The sequence below is a fragment of the Corallococcus sp. AB038B genome (assembly GCF_003668955.1).
GTDB lineage: Bacteria > Myxococcota > Myxococcia > Myxococcales > Myxococcaceae > Corallococcus > Corallococcus exiguus.
The window spans coordinates 22,571-37,087 of sequence record NZ_RAWO01000018.1 but is presented as its reverse complement, the minus strand read 5'-3'; the positions used below and the strand labels follow the sequence as shown (position 1 = coordinate 37,087).

General features: G+C 68.4%; 10 protein-coding genes. All 10 read left to right on the top strand.

Annotated features, from left to right (window positions below; genetic code table 11):
- The first annotated feature begins 53 nt into the window (after window positions 1-53).
- The 10 genes from D7Y04_RS39550 (at window position 54) to bamA (ending at window position 14,416) form a co-directional block, all read left to right on the top strand.
- Window positions 54-2,567: an HD family phosphohydrolase gene (locus tag D7Y04_RS39550; protein ID WP_121762686.1), complete on the top strand. Its 2,514-nt coding sequence runs from the start codon at window positions 54-56 to the stop codon at window positions 2,565-2,567.
- Entirely contained in the window at window positions 2,564-3,445 is an 882-nt protein-coding gene (gene ybeY, locus D7Y04_RS39545; RefSeq protein WP_171807615.1) for an rRNA maturation RNase YbeY, read from the top strand. The genes D7Y04_RS39550 and ybeY overlap by 4 nt, the downstream gene beginning before the upstream one ends.
- Before the next feature lie 51 nt (window positions 3,446-3,496).
- Window positions 3,497-4,819 carry a DUF4105 domain-containing protein gene (locus D7Y04_RS39540; protein WP_121762685.1) on the top strand — a complete coding sequence of 441 codons (1,323 nt, stop codon included), beginning with the start codon at window positions 3,497-3,499 and terminating at the stop codon, window positions 4,817-4,819.
- A 50-nt stretch (window positions 4,820-4,869) separates the two neighbouring features.
- Window positions 4,870-5,992 (top strand): peptide chain release factor 2 gene (gene prfB / locus D7Y04_RS39535; RefSeq protein WP_233601800.1). Its coding sequence is split into 2 segments (ribosomal slippage): window positions 4,870-4,938 and window positions 4,940-5,992, totalling 1,122 coding nucleotides; the frame shifts between segments, so codons are not numbered across the junction.
- Between the two features lie 155 nt (window positions 5,993-6,147).
- The gene (locus D7Y04_RS39530) at window positions 6,148-6,780 is read left to right on the top strand and encodes an RNA polymerase sigma factor (RefSeq protein WP_120595175.1); all 633 of its coding nucleotides are present in this window, start codon (window positions 6,148-6,150) and stop codon (window positions 6,778-6,780) included.
- Window positions 6,777-7,157, top strand: a complete 381-nt coding sequence (locus tag D7Y04_RS39525) for an anti-sigma factor (RefSeq protein ID WP_120576357.1) — start codon at window positions 6,777-6,779, stop codon at window positions 7,155-7,157. The genes D7Y04_RS39530 and D7Y04_RS39525 overlap by 4 nt, the downstream gene beginning before the upstream one ends.
- A gap of 89 nt (window positions 7,158-7,246) precedes the next feature.
- Window positions 7,247-8,806, top strand: a complete 1,560-nt coding sequence (gene lysS / locus D7Y04_RS39520; protein WP_120595177.1) for a lysine--tRNA ligase — start codon at window positions 7,247-7,249, stop codon at window positions 8,804-8,806.
- Between the two features lie 12 nt (window positions 8,807-8,818).
- A complete protein-coding gene (locus D7Y04_RS39515) occupies window positions 8,819-11,191 on the top strand; it encodes an ABC transporter permease (protein WP_120595178.1) in 2,373 nt (790 codons plus the stop codon).
- 2 nt (window positions 11,192-11,193) lie between these two features.
- Window positions 11,194-11,868: an ABC transporter ATP-binding protein gene (locus D7Y04_RS39510; protein ID WP_120576360.1), complete on the top strand. Its 675-nt coding sequence runs from the start codon at window positions 11,194-11,196 to the stop codon at window positions 11,866-11,868.
- A gap of 76 nt (window positions 11,869-11,944) precedes the next feature.
- Window positions 11,945-14,416 (top strand): outer membrane protein assembly factor BamA, encoded by a 2,472-nt coding sequence (bamA, locus tag D7Y04_RS39505; protein WP_233601799.1) that lies wholly within the window; start codon window positions 11,945-11,947, stop codon window positions 14,414-14,416.
- Window positions 14,417-14,517: the final 101 nt, after the last annotated feature.

The window sequence follows — 14,517 nt, the reverse complement described above, 5'->3', positions numbered from 1 at the left end:
TCGCTGCTTCCTTCTAGGGAGCCTGACGTCTTCGCAGGGTGAGGAGTTCCCCCATGGCCGATCCTGAATCACCAACCCCCGGGCCCAGTCCGCTGGACGCGCTCGCGGTGCGCCTGGGGCTCGGGCGGCGTGGGGAGTGGGGTCGGCGCATCGTGCAGGCCTTGTTGCTGCTCGTCGTCTCGGTGGGGGCGGGCTTCGTCATCTCCCCGGGCCTCTACAGCCAGCAGATTCCGGCGCTCACCACGGAGAACCTGGGCAAGCCCTTCCGGGCCAACTCGCCCGCCGGCTTCAAGGCCGCGCGCGACTACGACATCGTCCACCAGTCGATGACGGAGCAGCGCCGCCGCGAGGCCCGGAGCGCCGTGCGCCCGGTGTACGACCTCAATCCGGCGGTGGTGGGCAACCTGCGCGCGTCCGTGCGTGCGGGCTTCGCCTCCGCGCGTGAGCACCTGGAAGAGGAGAAGGATGCCCGCGCCGAGGAGCCCCCGCAGGAGGAGGGCCAGACCAAACGCCGCCGCGCCCCGCCGCTCACGCCGGAGGCCCTGGAGCGCCAGCGCCGCGACCGCGAGGAGATGCAGGCCCGGTTCCAGGAGCAGCTCTTCGGCCAGCGGGACGCGGGGTTGGAGTCCGAGGACTTCCAGGCGCTCGTCGCCAACGGCTTCTCGGAGGAGTCGGAGACCGCCACCCTGGTGCTGCTGGACCGGGCCTACCGTGCGGACGGCAGCCAGGTGTACGTGGCCGGCTCGCGGGAGGAACTGGTGCGGGAAGCGCCCCAGGGCCTCACCGTGCGCGACGTGCAGCACAAGAACGAGGAGACGCTGCCCGCGGGCGCCGCCCAGGTGGTGGACATGCGGGAGGCGCACCAGGAGATGGACCGGTTCGCCTCCGTGCCCGGCAACGTGATGCCGGAGGCCCCGGCGGTGCAGCGCCGCGCGGTGCTGCGCGTCGCCAAGCGGCTCGTGCGCCCCAGCCTGACCATCAACATCGCGGAGACGGACCTGCGCCGCCGGCTCGCGGGCGATGCGGTGAAGGACGCCGTCATCGCCATCAAGAAGGGCCAGCGCGTCATCGGCGACGGCGAGCTCGTCAACGAAACGCACCTCGTCATGCTGCGCGGGATGCGCGCGCAGACGGACCGCCTGGACCTGCTCCAGCTCCAGGTGGGCGGCACGGGCCTGGTGGCCCTGCTGGTGGTGGCCTTCTACGGCTTCTGCCGCGCGGCCTTCCGCCGCTTCCGCCCCACGCGCAAGGACGGCATGCTGCTGGGCCTTTTGCTGGTGGGCCTGTTGGGCCTGCTCCAGGTCTGGGTGTCCATCGCGGACGCGGTGCAGGACCGCTACACGGCGCTGCCGATTGAGGCGTTCTATTACGCCTTCCCGGTCGCGGCGGGCGCCATGCTGGTGCGCTTCATCCTCGCGCAGGAGCTGGCGCTGTTCTTCGCCATGGTGTTCGCGTGCCTCGCGGGCGTGATGCTGGGCAACTCGCTGGCGTTCGGCATCTACACGCTGGTGGGCTCGCTGGTGGCGGCGGACCGCATCGTCAAGGCGAAGGACCGCGTGGGCATCTTCCGCGCGGGCCTCGTCACCGGCATCGCCAACCTCATCGCGGTGATCTTCCTGTTCCTCGTGGAGGGCAAGGGCCTGGCTGGGGACACGCTGATCACCGCGGTGTGCGCGTTCTTCGGCACCGCGCTCGCCGTCCCGGTCATGGTGATGGCGCTGACGCCGCTCATCGAGGCCACGTTCGGCTACGCGTCGGACATCAAGCTCTTGGAGCTGGCGAACCTGAACCACCCGGCGCTCAAGGAACTCATCGTCCAGGCGCCCGGCACGTACCACCACTCCATCATCATCGGCACGCTGGTGGAGAACGCGGCGGAGACGATTGGCGCGAACCCGCTGCTGGCGCGCTCGTGCGCGTACTACCACGACATCGGAAAGGGCCGGAACCCGCTCTACTTCGGGGAGAACCAGAAGGGGGAGAACCGGCATGACGGGCTCGCGCCCGCGATGAGCGCGGTCATCATCAAGCGCCACGTGACGGAGGGCCTGGAGATGGCCCGGCAGTACCGCTTGCCCAAGCTGGTGGCGGACGCGATTCCGCAGCACCACGGCACGCGCACGGTGGGCTTCTTCTTCCACAAGGCCATGAAGGAGCAGGAGGGCAAGGAAGGCGCGCCCCCCATCGACGAGAGCATCTACCGCTACCCGGGCCCCAAGCCGCAGTTCCGCGAGGCGGCGCTGGTGATGATCGCCGACGCGGTGGAGGCCTCCACACGCTCCATGCCGGACCCCACCAGCGCGAAGCTCCAGGCGCAGGTGCAGAAGATCATCAACATCATCTTCTCCGAGGGCCAGCTCGACGAGTGCGACCTGACGCTCAAGGACCTGAACCTCATCGCCCAGTCCTTCCTGCACACGCTGGAAGGCATCTACCACACGCGCCCCGTCTACCCGGCGGGCGCGATGGGTGGGGGCAAGGGCGGAGGCGCGCCGCTGATGATGGCGCCCGCGCCCGCCAAGACGGAAGCGAAGGACACGAAGGTGCGAACGGCGGGCATGTCATGAGCCGCAAGGTGGAGGGCGTGAAGCTGCGCAAGGGCAAGGTGATTCCGCGCGACGACGGCAAGCGCATCGAGGAGTTCGTGGGCGTGGCCAGCACGCAGACCGAGTCCGCGTCCGTGGCTCGCATGCGGGCGCCGCCAGGCTGGAGCGAACCCGCGCAGACGCCGGAGTTCGACGAGGTGGTGCTCGTCCTCACGGGCGAACTCACCCTGGTGGTGGACGGCAAGCGCGAACGGATTGGCGCGGGCGAGGTGGGCTTGGTGCCGCGCGGCAAGCGCGTGGTGTACCGCAACGACTCGCAGGGCGCGTGTGACTACTGGTCCATCTGCGCCCCGGCGTTCCGCGTGGAGCTGGCGCACATGGAGAAGCCGGCGCCCAAGGCGAAGGCCGTGGACAACCACGTGACGGTGCAGGTGGCGCACGGCCAGGGCGCGGACTACGAGCGCCTGCTCACCACCTGGTCCCGCGACTACCTCAAGCGCCTGGGCCTCACGGACTGTGAGCTGTCGCTGTCGCTCGTGGGGGACCGGGCCATCCGCCGGCTCAACCGCACCTGGCGCCAGAAGGACAAGGCCACGGACGTGCTGTCCTTCCCCGCGGGCGACCTGCCCAAGGGCACCCCGGGCCCGCGCCCGCTGGGCGACGTGGTCATCTCCCTGGATACGGCGAAGCGGCAGGCGAAGGAGTATGGCCGCACGCTGGAGTCGGAGATGGGCCGCTACCTGGCGCATGGCCTCCTGCACCTGTTGGGGCATGACCATGAGAAGCCTCGCGACGCGAAGCGCATGGCGGCCCTGGAGGAGCAGCTCCTGGGTGAGCGGGGCATGGTGGCGGACTCGCTGACCATCGACTCGCGCGCCCGCCGCGCGAAGCTCATCTGAAATCCCCGCCGGGGGGCTTGCGGCCCCCCGTGCCTCGTGTTGGATGGAACGATGCCCCGCCTGTCGTCTCTCATCGTCGCAAGCCTGTTGGGTCTCCTGCTGTCCGCGTCCCCCGCGCGCGCCGCGTCGGTACCGCCGTGGGGCACGGGCGAGAGCCGGGGCGAGGACCTGTCCATCTGGCTGGTGACCTTCAGCCCTGGCGACGACGTCTTCTCGTGGTGGGGCCACGGCTCGCTGGTGGTGGAGGACCGCGCCCGCAACATGCAGCGGCTCTACAACTACGGGATGTACTCGTTCGACGACCAGACGGTGGTGCACTTCGCCAAGGGCCGCCTGGAGTTCTGGGTCGGTGAGTCGAGCGTCAACGGCACCTTCCGCTTCTACAAGTCGCTGGGGCGCGACGTGCGCGTGCAGGAGCTCAACCTCACGCCGGAGCAGCGCGTGACGGTGGCGAAGAAGCTGGCGGACAACGTGCTGCCGGAGAACCGCGACTACCTCTACGAGCACTACAGCGACAATTGCGTGACGCGGCTGCGCGACATGATCGACGTGGCCGTGGGCGGCCGGCTGTCCGAAGCGGAGAAGGCCCCGGCCCGCATGACGCTGCGCGAGCACACGCGGCGCTACACGTCGGTGAGCCCGCCCGTGAGCTTCCTGCTCGACTTCATGATGAATGACTCCATCGACAAGCCCATCACCCGCCGCGAGGAGGCCTTCCTCCCGGACGAGCTGGAGCAGCAGGTGGCGGAGCTGAAGGTGCCGGGCCCGGACGGGCAGCCGGTGTCGCTGGTGGAGAAGCAGTGGGACTTCTACGCGTCGCCCACGCGCCCCCGGCCCCCCGCGCAACCCCCGAACTTCGGTCCGTGGATCCTCGCCCTGGGCGTGCTCCTGGGCGGCGCCGCGCTGGGCCTGTCCGCGTGGGAGAAGAAGGGCAGTCGCGCGGCGCGCATCCTCCTGGGCCTGGAGAACGTGGTGGTGGGCCTGGTGCTGGGCATCCCCGGGCTGGCGCTCGTCATCATGTGGGTGGGCACGAACCACGTCGTCACGCACCACAACGAGAACCTCTTCCTCGCCAACCCGCTGACGCTCCTGGCCGTGCCGTACGGCCTGCGCCTCACCTGGAACAGCGCGAAGGCGCGGGCGCGGCTCAAGTGGGTGTGGGGCCTGCTCGTGGCCACGGGCGCGCTGGGGCTGGTGCTCAAGGTGCTGCCCTGGTTCGACCAGGACAACTGGCGCGCCATCGCGCTCATCCTGCCCATCTCCCTGGGCATGGCCGGCGCGTTCTGGCTGGACCGGCTCCGGGCGCTCGTGCCAGGAACGGCGCGCACGCCGCCCCGTCAGGATGCGCCGGTGACCTCGCTCAAGGCCTCCTGAAACACCCCGGCTTTCCCAACTGTTTCGATACGAAGGAGACGACGAACGCCATGGCGAACGATTCGATGGAGACGATCCACGCCCTGAAGGAGCGCCTCAACGCGCTCCGGGGGCATCTTTGACCTCGACCGCAAGCGGTCCCGCATTGCGCTGATCGAGCGTGACTCCACGCAGCCCGACTTCTGGAACGACAACACCAGGGCCCAGGGCCTGCTGAAGGAGAAGTCCACGCTGGAGGCCAGCGTGGGCGCCTTCGACAAGACGATGCGCGGGCTGGACGACGCGCAGACGCTGCTGGAGCTGGCGGCGGAGATGAACGACGAGGCGAGCGCGCAGGAGGCGGAAGGCACGCTCGCGTCGCTGGAGGGCGAGGTCGCGAAGCTGGAGCTGGCGCGGATGCTCTCCGGACCGCAGGACCGCAGCAACTGCTTCATGGACATCAACCCGGGCGCGGGCGGCACGGACTCCATGGACTGGGCCGCCATGCTCCTGCGCATGTACACGCGCTACGGTGAGACGAAGGGCTGGAAGGTCGAGATCAGCGACGCGTTGCCGGGCGAAGAGGCGGGCTTCAAGAACGTCTCCCTGCGCATCGAGGGCGAGAACGCCTACGGCTACCTCAAGGCGGAAGTGGGCGTGCACCGGCTGGTGCGCATCAGCCCCTTCGACGCCAACGCGCGCCGGCAGACGGCCTTCGCGTCCGTGGACGTGTACCCGGAGGTCGACGACAGCATCCAGATTGACCTGCCGGAGAAGGACTACGAGTTGAAGTTCATCCGCGGCAGTGGCGCGGGTGGCCAGAAGGTCAACAAGACGTCGTCCACGGCGCAGCTGCGGCACCTGCCCACGGGCATCATGATCACCTGCCAGACGGAGCGCTCGCAGTCGGCCAACAAGGACATGGCCTTCCAGATTCTGCGCGGCCGCCTGTACGAGCTGGAGATGAAGAAGCGCGACGCCGAGCGCGACGCGGCCGAGGCGGCCAAGAAGGACATCTCCTTCGGCTCACAGATCCGCAGCTACGTGCTGGCGCCGTACCGCATGGTCAAGGATCTGCGCACCGGCGTGGAGACGGGCAACGTGGACAAGGTGCTGGACGGTGACCTGGAGGAGTTCGTCACCGCACAGCTCCTGGGCGTGAAGAACCCCAACCGCAACGCCGCCGCGGACTAAGGCCAGGGCGCCCTGTCCGGATGCATCCCACCCCTCCCGGGCCTTGAGTCCGGGAGGGGTTTTCCATGTCCGGGAACCTTTTTTCCGGGGCTGGTGTCAGGGGCGGGGCAGGGTGGTGCGGTAGGATGGAGTAGGCCCTACACGGGGAGGCGCGGGTGTCACCGGGCGGAGTGCTCGACGTCGGACAGCAGGCCCTGGCCCCCGAGGCCCAGGCCGACCCTCGCCGCGTGGAACAGGCGCTGCTCGTCCGGCTGCGGCGCGGCGACCCGGAGGCCTTCGAGTCGCTGGTGCACCAGCACCAGGACCGCCTCTACGACTTCTGCTTCCGCATGGTGGGCGACCGCGAGGAGGCCCACGACCTGGTGCAGGAGATTTTCGTCAGCGTGCACCAGCACGTCCGGCGCTTCCGCGAGGACGCGCGCCTGTCCACGTGGCTGTTCCGCATCTCCAAGAACCACTGCCTCAACCGGCTGAAGTACCTCCAACGCCGGGGGCGGGGCCGCTCGGAGGTCTTCGACGAGGTGAGCGCCGCCGCCATCGCGGAGGGCGGGGGCGCGCCGCCGCAGCCGGACGCCGCCCTGGACGCGGCGCGTGAGCGGGCCCGGGTGCAGCGGGCCATTTCCCAACTGGACCCCGATGCGCGCATGCTGGTGGCGCTGCGAGACATCGAGGGCCTGAGCTACGACGAGATTGTCGACATCACCGAGCTGCCCGAGGGAACCGTGAAGAGCCGGCTCCACCGGGCACGCGAGAAGCTGGCGGACCTGCTGGGGCGCTTCGAACCATGAGCGGCGGCGGGTGGAGGTCAACGGACGTGGAACCTCGATTGGATCACCGGGAGGCGAAGGCGCTGTTCCTGGCGCTCGCCGACGAACAGCTGCCTGCCCCCCAGGAGCAGGCGGTGCGCAGCCACCTGGACGGCTGTGAGGAGTGCCGCCAGGGGTGGGACCGGTACGCCCGCACGGTGGAGCGGGTGCGCACGGTGGAGCGGGAAAAGGCCCCGCCCGCGCTCGCGTCGCTCGTGGCCGCCCGCGTGCGCCGCCAGCGCCGTTTCGGCCTGAAAGGCCTGCACCTGGCGCATGCCCAGCACCGCTTCCCGGTGGAAATCCTCATCCCGCTGCTGTTGGCCGCGGCGGTGGGCGCATTTCTCTTGATGTCTTCCTGACGGTCATTTCCGGGGCCGCTACCCCCTGGGATGCGTTGCGTACCGGGGGAGGCTTGGCTACGGTGCCGCGCCTTTCACACGAGCGCGTCATGGCCGACACCGAGAACAAGACCCCCCCAGGTGAGAAGAGCGGCGAAGCGGCGGACTCCAGCTCCAAGGAGCAGGAGATCTACCAGCAGCGGTTGGACAAGGCCGCGAAGTGGCGCGAGGCCGGCTTCAACCCCTACGGCAACGGCTACGCGCCCAAGGACGTGGCGCAGCGGCTCCACGACGACCACGGCCAGAAGACCGCCGAGGACCTGGACAAGGATGCCCCCCAGGCGGACGTCGCCGGCCGCATCGTGGCCATGCGCTCGTTCGGGAAGGCCGCGTTCATCAAGCTGCGCGACCGCTCCGGCGAAATCCAGGTGCACGTGAAGAAGGACGCGCTGGGGGACCTCTATGAGGTCTTCAAGCAGTGCGACCTGGGTGACTTCGTCGCCGCGCAGGGCACCGTCTTCAAGAGCAAGACGGGCGAGCTGTCCATCGCGGCCACGAAGTTCATCCCGCTCACCAAGTCCCTGCGCCCCATGCCGGAGAAGTGGCACGGCCTCACGGACGTGGAGGTCCGCTACCGCCAGCGCTACCTGGACCTCGTCTCCAACCCGGACGTGAAGCAGGTCTTCCTGAAGCGCAGCAAGCTGGTGAAGTTCATCCGGAGCTTCCTCGACGGGCGCGACTTCGTCGAAGTGGAGACCCCGATGATGCACCCGCTGGTGACGGGTGCGGCGGCGCGGCCGTTCGTCACGCACCACAACACGTACGACATCGACCTCTTCATGCGCATCGCGCCCGAGCTCTATCTGAAGCGGCTCGTGGTGGGCGGCATGGACCGCGTCTACGAAATCAACCGCAACTTCCGCAACGAGGGCATCAGCACCCGGCACAACCCGGAGTTCACGATGCTGGAGTTCTATCAGGCGTACGCCACGTACGAGGACCTGATGGACCTCACGGAAGAGATGCTCTCGGAGGCCTCCCGCCACGTCACCGGCGACTCCAAGGTGAAGTACGGCGAGCACACCATCGACTTCGGCAAGGGCTGGAAGCGCATCCCCATGCCGGAGGCCATCCGGGAAGCCGTCCCCAGCCTGTCCGACAAGGACATGGTGGACGTGGACCGCCTGCGTCACGAACTGCTGAAGACGGTCCACTCGGAGGCGGAGCGCCGCGCCGTGGACGCCATGAACCACGGTGAGTTGGTGGGCGCCCTCTTCGAGGCCCATGTCGAGCACACGCTCATCCATCCCACCTTCATCACCCAGTATCCCACCGCCGTCTCGCCGCTCGCCCGCCGCAACGACCAGAACCCGGAAATCACGGATCGGTTCGAGCTCTTCGTCGCGGGCCGGGAAATCGCCAACGCCTTCTCCGAGCTGAACGACCCCCTGGACCAGAAGGGCCGCTTCCAGGCCCAGCTGGACGCGAAGCAGCGGGGGCAGCAGGAGACCATGGACTACGACGAGGACTACATCCGCGCCCTCGAACACGGCATGCCGCCCACGGCCGGTGAAGGCATCGGGATTGATCGCGTCGCCATGTTGTTCACGGACGCCGCCAGCATTCGTGACGTGATTCTCTTCCCCCTCCTCAAGCCGCTGGCGAAGTAGCCACGAGGCCTCGTGCACCCCGCCGAACGGCAGACCGACTATCGCTGGCCCCTCCTGTGGGCCGGCGCCCTCGTGGCCCTCGTGGGAGCCATCCTCCTGGGGGTGGCCATCTCCGAGTCCGAGGCGTGGGCCGAGGTGGCCGGCGCCCTGGGCCTCTCCTTCGTGGGGTGGGGCGGGCTCGTCCAGTCCTTCGACGCCGGGGCGCTCGCCCTGGGCGCCCAGAAGGCCACGGCCGTGGCCGGACCCAAGGCGCTGGTGGCCGGGACGCTCGTCTGGCTGGCCGGCTGGGGGCTCATCGCCGCCGGCATCCGCCGCGCGCCGGCCTCCGGTGAAGGGCCCAGCCCCGCCGCGGGTGCCCCCCTGTACCCGCGCCTGGCGCGCTACCGGGACTTCTACTGGAGTACGCTGGGCGCCTACGGCGGCGGCATCCTCCTGGCGGAGCTGGCGCTGCTGCTGCTCCAGACCGTGCTCTCCAGCGGCGTGCCGTCCGACCTGGGCGGCGCGGCGCGCGAGGCTTCGGGCGGAGGCCTGTCGCTGCCTCCCACCATCGCCTTCGCCATTGCGTTCATCGTGAGCATGGGCGTGGCGTTCGCGTCCGGCTTCGTGGGCGCGTCCCGGGCGCAGCGGCTGTCGTTCCCGGAAGCCACCATCGGCGTGTTCTACCTGGGCCTGCCGGTGCCCATCCTCCTGTCGCTGATGGAGCGCGTGCCGTCGCTGCAACTGGCGCTGGGCTACCGGCTGCGCGAGGTGACGTACGTCGCGGGGCTCATCGGCCGGCCGGAGCTGGCGTACTGGCTCGTCTTCGCCGCGCTGGTGCTGGCGCTCGTGCTGGGCATCAACACGGGTTTCATCGCGGCGGGCAGTGGCCGGGTGGACCTGCGGCTGGGCTTCGAGCTCTTCGTCGCGCGCCGGCACGTGGCGGTGTTCCGCCCGTCGCTGCTGTTGGGCGCGCTCGCGGTGCTGATGTTCGGCATCATCCCGCCGCTCATCGTCTACTTCATCATCCGCGGGGCGGAAGCCGCCGTGGAGCGCACGCGCGTGAAGAACCTGGGCCTGGCGGATCCGCTCGCCGCCGCGTCCGCGCAGCACCGCATGAAGCTGCATGAGCAGTCGCCCACCATGATGATGACCGCGCTGTCCGTGGGCGGCGTGGGCGTGGGCGTGATGGCGCTCATCATCGTGCTCAGCGTGATGAGCGGCTTCGAGGCCGACCTCCAGCAGAAGATTCTCGGCACCAACGCGCACGCGGTGGTGTCGCGCTACGCAGGCGATTTGCCGGACTACGACAAGGTGATGCAGCAGGTGAAGCGCGTGCCCGGCGTCGTGGGCCAGACGCCCTTCATCATCAACCAGGTGATGATCGCCTCGGAGGGCAACGTCGACGGCGTCATCATCAAGGGCATCGACCCGAACACGGTCGGCTCGGTGACGGACCTGCCGCAGAACATCCTGCCCGGTGGCGACCTGGGCCACCTGGAGCAGCCCGCGAAGATCCTCCCCAGCAGCGCGGTGGAGGACGCGGAAGGCAAGAAGGACGCCGAGGAGGAGGACCCCATCATCGGCAAGCCCTCCAAGCCCGCGAAGCCCACGGTGCTGCCGGGCATCATCATCGGCCGGGAGCTGGCGGCGTCGCTGCGCGTGGTGGTGGGGGACCGGGTGAACGTGGTGTCCCCTCTGGGCACGGAGCTGGGGCCGTCCGGGCCCATCCCCAAGAGCCGCGCGTTCCGGGTGGCGGGCGTCTTCTACTCGGGCATGTACGAGTACGACTCCAAGTTCGTCTACATCCTGCTCAAGGAAGCGCAGGACTTCTTCGCCGTGAAGGGCGCCACCGGCATTGAACTGAAGGTGGCGGACATCGACGACGCGCGCCGCATCGCCAACCAGGTGGTGCGTGTGCTGGGCGGCTACCCCTACCGCGCGCGCGACTGGGGCGAGATGAACAAGAACCTCTTCTCCGCGCTGCGCCTGGAGAAGCTGGTGATGGGCATCATCCTGTCCATCATCATCATCGTCGCCGCGGGCCTCATCGTCGCCACGGTCATCATGCTGGTGCTGGAGAAACGGAAGGAGATCTCCGTCCTCAAGGCGCTGGGCGTCCCGGACGGCGGCATCGTGAAGATCTTCCTCGCGGAAGGGCTCCAGATTGGCGTGGCCGGCGGCGTGCTGGGCCTGTTCTCCGGCCTCGCGTGGTGCCTCTTCATCGAGAAGGTCGGCATCAAGCTGGATCCGGAGGTCTATTACATCCCCGCGCTGCCGGTGCGCATCGAACCGGTGCAGACAGCGCTGGCGGTGATCATCGCGGTGCTCGTCACCTACCTGGCGTCCATCTACCCGGCCCTCAAGGCGAGCAGCGTGGAACCGGTGGAAGGTCTGAAGGCGGAGTAGCCATGGCGCTGTTGTCCATCCGCAACGTCTTCAAGAGCTACTTCCTGCACGGCAAGCGCATTGACGTGCTGCGCGACGTGTCCCTGGACATCAACGCCGGCGAGCTCGTCTCCATGATTGGCGCGTCCGGCGCGGGAAAGAGCACCTTCCTGCACGTGCTGGGCACGCTGGACGCCCCCGCCGCCGGTGAAGTCCTCTTCGACGGCAAGTCCGTCTTCTCCATGAACGACGCGGAGATCGCCGAGTTCCGCAACCGCACCATCGGCTTCGTCTTCCAGAGCCACTACCTGTTGCCGGAGTTCACCGCGCTGGAGAACGTGGCCATGCCCGCGCTCATCCAGCGCAAGGACCGCACCCCCGCCTACGCCTACGCCCGTGAGCTCCTGGAGCGCGTGGGCCTGGGCAGCCGCGTGGACCACCGCCCCGGTGAGCTGTCCGGCGGCGAGGCCCAGCGCGTGGCCCTGGCGCGCGCGCTGGTGCTCAAGCCCGCGGTGCTGCTCGCGGACGAACCCACGGGCAACCTGGATCCCACGACAGGCGAGGGTATCCACCAGCTGCTCCGGGAAGTGAACCGGGACCTGGGCATCACCGCCGTCGTCGTCACGCACAACGAGACGCTTGCTCGCTCCATGCCCCGCCGTCTGAGACTGGCCGGCGGGCAGGTGTCGGAGGCCTGATGGCCGCGCGCTTTTGGATTGAGGGGCCCTCCCCCCATCCCGTACATTGCCCCGCCTTTTCCTGGCCGGACTGCACTTGAGGCTCACCGTTCTGCGCAAGTCATTGCTCCCGCTGCTGGCGGTCGCCCTGTGGGCGTTTGGGCCCGTTGCTGCCTACGCCCAGGTGGACGTGGACGCGGGTTCGCCCGTCGTCCTCCCCCCGTCCACTCCCGCCGCCACGCCCGTATCGCCTCCGGATGGGGGCCCTCCCTCGGGCGCGGACGCGCCGCTGGCGTCCTCTCCGGACGACGAGGACACCAACGTCTCCCCCACGGATCGCGTCGTCGAGATCCGCATCGAGGGCAACCGCCGCGTGGAGTCGGAGGCCGTCCGCCGCGCCATGCGCACCCAGGTCGGTGACGCGCTCACCCGCTCCGCGGAAGACCTCCGCGCCATCTGGGCCCTGGGCTACTTCACGGACGTGCAGCTGCTCGCGCAGCGCATGGCCAACGGCATCGCGTACGTGGTGCGCGTGTCGGAGCGCCCCACCATCCGCGCCGTGGCGCTCCAGGGCAACGAGGAGCTCAACGCGGAGGACCTGAAGGAGCAGCTGGATCTCAAGATCGGCACCATCCTCGACATCGAGGCCGTGCGCGCCACGCAGAAGAAGATCCAGGAGAAGTACGTCGAGAAGGGCTACTTCCTGGCGGAGGTGACCTACAAGCTGGAGCCGGTCGAAGGCGGCGCCGCGGTCACCGTCGTCTACATCATCAACGAGCACTCGAAGGTGATGGTGAAGCAGATCATCCTTCAGGGCGCGGAGAAGGTGCCCCCGGAGGAACTCAAGGCGACCATGATCACGAAGGAGGGCGGCTTCCTGTCCTTCTTCACCGGCGAGGGCACCTACCGCGAAGAGGCCTTCCAGCGCGACCTCGCGGTCATCCAGATCGCCTACTACGACCGCGGCTTCATCAACGTGCGCGTGGACAAGCCCACCGTGCAGCTGTCCGCGGACAAGCGCGACATCTACATCACCCTGCACATCACCGAGGGTGAGTCGTACGACATCGGGAAGATCGACTTCGCGGGCGACCTGGAGCGCCCGCCGGAAGAGCTGCTGCGGCTGATGAAGTCGCGCCCCAAGGAGCGCTTCAACCGCGGCCAGCTCTCCACGGACATCTCCGCCATCTCCGACGTGTACTTCGACAAGGGGTACGCGTACGCCAACATCAACCCCGTCACCTCCGTGAACGCGGAAGACCGGACGGTGGACCTCACCTTCGACATCCAGAAGGGCCCGCTCGTCAACATCGAGCGCATCGACGTCGTCGGTAACACCAAGACGCGCGACAAGGTCATCCGCCGCGAGCTGCGCGTCTACGAAGGCGAGCTCTACAACGGCACCGGCGTGAAGCGCAGCCGCGAGCGCGTCACCGCCCTGGGCTTCTTCGAGACCGTCGAAATCACCCAGCACCCGGGCAGCACCGACAACGCCATCGTGTTGCAGGTGGAGGTGAAGGAGAAGGCCACCGGCACGTTCCAGGTGGGCCTCGGCTTCTCCAACGTGGAGAACTTCATCTTCACGGCCCAGGTGTCGCAGAACAACTTCCTCGGCTGGGGCCAGAGCGTGTCCGCGTCCGCGCAGATTTCCGGCCTGCGCTCGCTCGTCCAGCTGTCGTTCTACGACCCGTACTTCCTGGACACGAACTACCTGCTGTCCGCGGAGTTCTTCCGCGTGCAGGCGGACTACGAAGGCTTCATCCGCAACTCCACGGGCGGCACCATCTCCCTGGGCCGCCAGCTGGTGGACGACGTGCTCGCCACGGTCGGCTACTCGCGTGAGTACGTGGACGTGCAGGCGGGGCAGGGCATTGGCGCGGTACTGCTCGCCAACCAGTTCCAGTCCGGCGTCACCAGCGCGCTGCGCCTGTCCGTGTCCTTCGACCGGCGCGACAACCGCCTCTTCCCGTCGCGCGGCTTCATCCACTACGGCTCGGTGGAGACGGCGCCCTCGTTCCTGGGCGGCACGTTCCTCTTCAACCGCTACACCGCCTACTCGCGCCTGTACTTCCCCCTGCCGCTGGGCTTCGTCTTCAAGACGAACGCCACGATGGGCTACGTGCAGCAGCTGGACTCCAGCAAGCCGCTGCCCATCAGCGAGCTCTACTACGTGGGCGGCATCAACACGATCCGCGGCTACTACCTGCGCAGCATCAGCCCCACGCTGCTGGTGCCGCGCGCGGACAACCCGGACGCCAACGTCACCGAGTTCCGGGTGGGCGGCAACAAGCAGCTCATCTTCAACTTCGAGCTGGAGTTCCCCATCTTCGAGAAGGCCGGTCTGCGCGGCGTGCTCTTCTACGACGCCGGTAATGCCTTCGGCTCAAACGAGAAGTTCTTTGAGGACCGGCAGGACAAGCTGCCCCTGGGCCTCTTCCACGCGGCGGGCTTCGGCTTCCGCTGGTTCTCGCCCATCGGACCCCTGCGCTTCGAGTGGGGAATCCCGCTGACCAAGCGGCCGTCGGACGACTCCATCCTGTTCGAGTTCACGATCGGTAACTTCTTCTGATAGGCATTGACCCCAAGGCCTTCCCGGTACGTCCTTCTCCGCCCCACCCGGGCGGAAGTGAACAGGCCGGGATGGCGGACGTCGGAGCCTGCAGCACCCTT